The organism is Rhabdaerophilum sp., from assembly GCF_046092605.1.
Classification (GTDB): Bacteria; Pseudomonadota; Alphaproteobacteria; order Rhizobiales; family Beijerinckiaceae; genus Rhabdaerophilum.
In genome coordinates this window covers 1-6,333 of the sequence record NZ_JBJTDY010000126.1, presented here as the reverse complement: position 1 = coordinate 6,333, position 6,333 = coordinate 1, and the positions used below count along the sequence as shown (strand labels likewise).

Annotated in this window: 7 protein-coding genes and 1 pseudogene; 1 reads left to right on the top strand and 7 read right to left on the bottom strand. The window is 65.3% G+C overall.

Going from position 1 to position 6,333, the window contains the following annotated elements:
* From ACKODO_RS09710 to ACKODO_RS09680, 7 genes are all read right to left on the bottom strand, one after another.
* Positions 1 to 928, bottom strand: a 928-nt coding sequence (locus ACKODO_RS09710) for a formate--tetrahydrofolate ligase (protein WP_408983238.1), incomplete at its 3' end; no start/stop codon positions are given.
* 26 nt (positions 929 to 954) lie between these two features.
* Positions 955 to 2,088, bottom strand: coding sequence for a tRNA guanosine(34) transglycosylase Tgt (tgt, locus tag ACKODO_RS09705; RefSeq protein WP_408983237.1), 1,134 nt, complete (start codon positions 2,086 to 2,088; stop codon positions 955 to 957).
* Positions 2,085 to 3,203 carry a tRNA preQ1(34) S-adenosylmethionine ribosyltransferase-isomerase QueA gene (queA, locus tag ACKODO_RS09700; protein ID WP_408983236.1) on the bottom strand — a complete coding sequence of 373 codons (1,119 nt, stop codon included), beginning with the start codon at positions 3,201 to 3,203 and terminating at the stop codon, positions 2,085 to 2,087. Before queA ends, tgt begins: the two co-directional genes overlap by 4 nt.
* Positions 3,204 to 3,206: 3 nt before the next feature.
* Positions 3,207 to 3,671: a peptidylprolyl isomerase gene (locus tag ACKODO_RS09695; RefSeq protein ID WP_408983235.1), complete on the bottom strand. Its 465-nt coding sequence runs from the start codon at positions 3,669 to 3,671 to the stop codon at positions 3,207 to 3,209.
* 37 nt (positions 3,672 to 3,708) lie between these two features.
* Positions 3,709 to 4,281 (bottom strand): peptidylprolyl isomerase, encoded by a 573-nt coding sequence (locus ACKODO_RS09690; protein WP_408983234.1) that lies wholly within the window; start codon positions 4,279 to 4,281, stop codon positions 3,709 to 3,711.
* 16 nt (positions 4,282 to 4,297) lie between these two features.
* Positions 4,298 to 4,795, bottom strand: a complete 498-nt coding sequence (gene coaD / locus ACKODO_RS09685; protein ID WP_408983233.1) for a pantetheine-phosphate adenylyltransferase — start codon at positions 4,793 to 4,795, stop codon at positions 4,298 to 4,300.
* A gap of 115 nt (positions 4,796 to 4,910) precedes the next feature.
* The gene (locus ACKODO_RS09680; protein WP_408983232.1) at positions 4,911 to 5,573 is read right to left on the bottom strand and encodes an HAD family hydrolase; all 663 of its coding nucleotides are present in this window, start codon (positions 5,571 to 5,573) and stop codon (positions 4,911 to 4,913) included.
* A 115-nt stretch (positions 5,574 to 5,688) separates the two neighbouring features.
* Here ACKODO_RS09680 and ACKODO_RS09675 point away from each other — a divergent pair.
* A pseudogene (locus ACKODO_RS09675) lies at positions 5,689 to 6,333 on the top strand (polyphosphate kinase 2 family protein); the annotation flags it as partial.

Here is a 6,333-nt window from a genome sequence, read left to right as displayed (position 1 = left end):
GAAACTTCTCCGCGCCGAGATCGGCCCCGAAGCCCGCTTCGGTGACCACGAAATCTCCGAGCGAAAGCGCACTTTTCGTGGCGATCAGCGAATTGCAGCCATGCGCGATATTCGCGAAAGGTCCGCCATGAACGAAGGCGGGGCTGCCTTCCAGCGTCTGCACCAGGTTGGGTTGCAGCGCATCCTTCAAGAGCACGGTCATCGCGCCATGGGCCTTGAGGTCGGCCGCGGTCGCGGGCTTCCGGTCGCGCGTTTCCGCCACGATGATCCTGGCGAGGCGCGCCTCGAGATCGGCGAGGCTCTCCGCGAGGCAGAAGGCCGCCATCACCTCGGAGGCGACGGTGATGTCGAAGCCATCCTCGCGCGGGAAGCCGTTCGAGACCCCGCCCAGCGAGGAGACGAGGCCGCGCAAGGAGCGGTCATTCATGTCAATCGCGCGCCGCCAGGTGATGCGCCGGGTATCGATTCCCAGCGCATTGCCCCAAGAGATGTGGTTGTCGAGCATCGCCGAGAGCAGGTTATGCGCGGCGCTGATCGCGTGGAAATCGCCGGTGAAATGCAGGTTGATCTGCTCCATCGGCACGATCTGCGCATGGCCGCCGCCGGCCGCCCCGCCCTTCACCCCGAAACAGGGCCCGAGCGAGGGTTCGCGCAGGGCGATGACGGTCTTCTTCCCGATGCGATTGAGCGCATCGCCAAGGCCAACCGTGGTCGTGGTCTTTCCCTCCCCGGCCGGCGTCGGGTTGATGGCCGTCACGAGCACGAGCTTGCCCGGCTTCCTGCGATTGGTCTTCAGCCAATCGAGATCGACCTTCGCGACATGTTTGCCATAGGGCGAAAGCGCCTCATCGGGGATGCCGAGCTTTTCCCCGATGGCGCCAATGGGCAGAAGGCGTGCGGCGCGCGCAATCTCGATATCGCTCGGCATGAGGCTCCCCGACTTTCGGGAAGGATTCATGGCGCGCCCCGCGCCCAGCCTTCCCTCGTCTCCAACACGTAATCCGCATAGCGCCCCGCGGCAATGGCCGCACGGGCGCCGGCCACAAGCTGCTGGTAATAGGCGATGTTGTTCCAGGTCAGCAGCATCTGCCCCAGCATCTCGCCCGATTTCGTGAGATGATGCAGATAGGCGAGCGAATAATCCCGCGCGGCCGGGCATGTTGAGGTCTCATCCATGGGCCGCTTTTCCTCGGCATATCTGGCGTTGCGCAGGTTGAGTTTGCCGTGGCGCGTATAGGCCGTGCCGTGGCGGCCCGCGCGCGTCGGCATCACGCAATCGAACATGTCGACGCCGCGCCGGATGGCCTCCAGGATGTCATCGGGCGTGCCCACGCCCATGAGGTAGCGCGGCTTCTCGCGAGGGAGAGTGGGCTCGGTCGCCTCGATGGTCGCGAGCATCTCGGCCTGCGGTTCACCCACCGCGAGGCCGCCGATGGCATAGCCCGGCAGATCGAGTGCCGCGAGGGCCTCTGCACTCTCGCGGCGCAGATGCGGCAGGGCCCCGCCTTGCACGATGCCGAACAGCGCACGGCCCGGCTGGTTTCCGAAGGCGGCTTTCGACCGTTCCGCCCAGCGGAGCGAAAGGCGCATCGCGCGCTCGACTTCCCTCTCGGGTGCGGGCAAGCGGATGCATTCGTCGAGCTGCATGATGATGTCACTGTCGAGCAGGAGCTGGATCTCGACTGAGCGCTCGGGAGTCAGCTCATGTTTGGAACCGTCAATATGTGATTGAAAGATCACGCCCTTTTCGTCGAGCTTGCGCAGCGCCGAGAGCGACATCACCTGGAAGCCGCCACTGTCCGTGAGGATGGGGTATGGCCAGCGGGCCATCTCGTGCAGGCCGCCGAGCCGCGCCACGCGCTCCGCGCCCGGCCGGAGCATGAGGTGATAGGTGTTCCCGAGGATGATATCGGCTCCCGTCCCCCTCACCTGCTCCATGTAAAGGCCCTTCACCGTGCCGGCGGTGCCCACGGGCATGAAGGCAGGCGTGCGGATATCCCCGCGCGGCATGGCGAGCACGCCCGAGCGGGCCGCGCCATCCGTGGCGTGAAGCGTGAAGGTGACGCGAGGCATTGAAGTCGTGTTCATGCACCCCCCGGCCAGAGCAGCGACGAATCCCCGTAGGAATAGAAGCGATAGCCGTTCTCGATGGCATGCCGGTAGGCGCGTTTCATCGTGTTGGTGCCTGCAAAGGCCGAGACGAGCATCAGCAGCGTCGATTTCGGCAGGTGAAAATTGGTGATCAACGCATCCATGCCCCTGAAAACATGGCCGGGCCGGAGGAAGATGTCGGTCTCGCCGAGGAAGGGCTGGATGTGTCCGCTTGCATCCACCGCGCTTTCGAGCAGGCGGCAGACCGTGGTGCCGACCGCGATGATCCGCCCGCCTTTCGCCCGCGTCTCGTTGATGCGGCGTGCGGTTTCGGCGCGGATCTCGCCCCATTCGGCATGCATGCGATGGTCGGCGATGTTCTCCGCCTTCACCGGCAGGAAGGTGCCCGCGCCGACATGCAGGGTGAGAAAGGCATGGCCGATGCCCTTCGCCGAAAGCCGCTCGATGAGGGCCGGCGTGAAATGCAGCGAGGCCGTGGGGGAAGCGACCGCGCCCTCCTTCTTCGCGAAAACGGTCTGGTAATCGTTCGTATCGGCAGGGTCTTCGCCCTCGCCCAGCCTTTTGCGCGCCTCAAGGATGTAGGGCGGCAGCGGCATGGCCCCGACCAGTGCGATGGCCTCGTCGAGACAGGCGCCGGCGCGATCGAAGCGGAAGGTCACGATCCCCTCCTCGCCCTTCTCCACCATTTCGGCGGAGAGCGAGCCCATGAGGCAGACCTGCCCCCTTTCGCCGAAAGTCAGGCGATCGCCCGGTTTCAGGCGTTTTCCCGGCTTGGCGAAGGCCTGCCAGGTGCAAGCATCGAGCCGTTTCAGCAGAAGGGCCTCGATCGAAGCGCGGTTTCCGTCGCGCTCCCGCTCGCCGAGAAGCCGGGCGGGAATCACGCGGGTATCGTTGAAAACGAGGAGATCGCCCGCGTTCAGAAGCTCCGGCAGGTCGTGGAAGATGCGGTCCTCGAAATGGTCCTGCCCCACCACGAGCAGTTTCGAAGCATCGCGCGGGGAAACCGGATGCAGCGCGATGCGCGCCTCCGGCAGGTCGTAATCGAAATCGGCGAGCGTCGGCGACGCCTCGCCCGCCGGTTTCGTGGTCATGGCTCACGCATCCGCCGCGATTGTGGCCTTGTTGATGCGGTCCGGGTTGCGCACGGGCTCGCCACGCGCGAAGAGGTCCACATTCTCCATGCCCTCGATCACCTTGCCCCAGACCGTGTATTGCTTGTCGAGGAAGGTCGCGTCGTCGAACACGATGAAGAACTGCGAATTCGCCGAATCGGGGCTGCGCGCGCGGGCCATGGAGCAAACACCGCGCAGATGCGGCTCGGCGTTGAACTCGGCCTTGAGGTCGGGGTAACCGGAGCCGCCCATGCCGGTGCCATCCGGGCAGCCGCCCTGCGCCATGAAGCCATCGATCACGCGATGGAACGACAGGCCGTCATAGAAGCCCTCGCGCACGAGCTTCTTGATATGCGCGACATGGCCGGGGGCCAGATCCGGGCGCATCTCGATGGTCACGACGCCCTTGGTCGTGTCGAGGATGAGGGTGTTTTCGGGTTCAGCCATCGGGCACTCCTTGATCAATCAATCGGGAATTCGAAAGTCAGCGGATATCGGCGGCGACGCGCACGCGGATCATCTTGTCGAGCTGCTCCTTGGGGACGCGCTCGCGCTGCGGATCGACGCGGCGGATCCTGTCGACATGCTCCATGCCTTCCACCACGCCGCCCCAGATCGTATATTGGCCGTTGAGGCCCGGCGCTTCCGCGAACATGATGAAGAACTGCGAATTGGCCGAGTTCGGGTCCTGCGTGCGGGCCATGCCCACGGTGCCGCGCATATAGCGCTCGGTCCGGGAGAATTCCGCAGGAAGGTTGCCGAGATCCGAGCCGCCCATGCCGGTGCCGGTGGGATCGCCGGTCTGCGCCATGAAGCCATCGAGCACGCGATGGAAGACGATGCCGTCATAGAAGCCCTTGCGCGCGAGCATCTTGATGCGCTCGACATGTTTCGGCGCGAGATCGGGCCGGAGCGCAATCACCACGCGGCCGCTTTTCAGCTCGATCACGAGCGTGTTCTCGGGGTCCGCCTTCGGCTGGCCTTGCGCGAAGGCGAAGCTCGGCGCGAGGGCGAAGGTCGGCGCGAGAGCGGCGGCAAGAAACGAACGGCGAAGCATGTTTGCACCTCTGGGGTCACGCCTTTTGGGCGAATTTGGCTTGGAGCGCGGCGAGCACCTGTTGCGGCACGAAGCCGGAAACATCGCCGCCGAGCGAGGCGATCTGGCGCACGAGCGTGGCGGTGATGGGGCGCACCGGCGGCGAGGCCGGCACGAAAACGGTCTGGATCTCCGGCGCCATGCTGCCGTTCATGCCCGCGAGCTGCATCTCGTAATCGAGATCCGTGCCATCGCGCAGCCCGCGGATGAGGATCGAAGCCCCCTCGCGCCGCGCGGCATGCACGGTGAGATCGTTGAAGGTGGTGACGCGCGCGCGCTTGCCGCGCGCCTCTTCGGCCACCACGGTTTCGAGCAGCCCCTGGCGCTCTTCCGCCGAGAAAAGCGGCGCCTTGCCCGGATGCGTGCCGATGGCGATGACGAGTTCATCGGCAAGGGCCAGCGCGCGGCGGATGACATCGAGATGCCCGTCCGTCGGCGGATCGAAAGACCCGGCATAGAAGGCGATGTTCGGCATCGTCTTCATTCTCCCTCTGGCGCTTCGGGCGCTCGTTCCGTTCGGGGCACGAGGTGTCGCCGTTGCGGGCACGAGGTATCGCCCTTCCGGGGGAAAGGCAATCGCCGCAAGGGCTTCAGGCTCGCAAATCCGCGACGATCGAGGGGAGTTCCGCCAAGCGGTCGATCACGGTCAGCGCCCCGGCCTTCGCGAGGCGATCGGCAAGGTCATCCGCGCCGTGGTTCGCGCCGGCAAAGCCGATGACGCGCATGCCGGCGCGCAAGGCCGCCGTGACGCCCGCCACCGAATCCTCGATCACCAGTGCATGCGCGGGGTCCACGCCCAATTGGCTCGCGGCAAACAGGAAGACATCCGGTGCCGGCTTGCCGCGCGCGACCTGGCTCGCGGAATAGATGTGATCGCCGAAAAGCGGCGCGAGACCCGTGAATTCCAAGTTCTTCCTCAGGCGCGCGAGGCCGGTCGAGGATGCCACGGCCCGCTTGCCCGCGATGGCGTGGATGGTCTCCACCACATCGGGAATGAGCATGAGCTCGGTATCATGCCGCCGATGGATTTCCGCATCGATCCGCGCATTGAAACCCTCGGGAAGCGTGAACGGCAACTCCGCGCGCAGGATCTCCCAGGTTTTCGCCGCGGGCACGCCGTTGAAGCGCGCGTTGAACTCCCGCATCGTGATGGGCCATCCGAGGCCCGTCAGCGCCTCGGCGCAGACCGAGCCGGCAATGTGCTCGCTGTCGATCAGCGTGCCGTCGCAATCATAGAGAATTCCGAAATCCATGCCGTTTCCTATGCCCCGGCGCGGCCGACAGCACAACCTGCCTTGCAGGCCGGGGCCAGACATGCACCATGGGAACCTCCTGCAAGAAAGCGCCCTCCCGCCCGCGGAGCTGCCGATGATCCTCGATGATGCCGCCGCCTTCGTCGCCCCGTTCCGCATCAGCAAGCGCAAGGGCTTCGCGCTGGCGCAGCATGCGCCGGATGATATGGGTGGCGCGAACCTGACCAAGGAGGAGGCGAAGACGCTTCTGGAACTCGGCAAGGAGCGCCTGCGCGAATTGCAGGAAAGGCTCTATGCGTCGGATTCGTGGTCAGTGCTGATCATCCTCCAGGCCATGGACGCCGCAGGCAAGGATTCGAGCATCGAGCATGTGATGTCCGGCGTGAACCCGCAGGGCTGCCAGGTGTTCTCGTTCAAGGCGCCCTCGCCCGAGGAACTCGATCATGATTTCCTCTGGCGTACCGCGCGCGCCCTGCCCGAGCGCGGGCGCATCGGCATCCACAACCGCTCCTATTACGAGGAAGCTCTGGTGGTGCGCGTGCACCCGGAATTTCTCAAGGGCCAGCGCCTTCCAACGAAAAACCCCTTCGCGGCGGAGGCGGGCTCGAAGGATTTCTGGGCCGAGCGCCTGAAAGCCATCGCCGATCACGAGCGGCACCTCGCGCAGAGCGGCACAAAGATCATCAAGCTCTTCCTGCATGTCTCGAAGGAAGAACAGAAGGCGCGCCAGCTCGCGCGCATCGACGATCCCTCCAAGAAC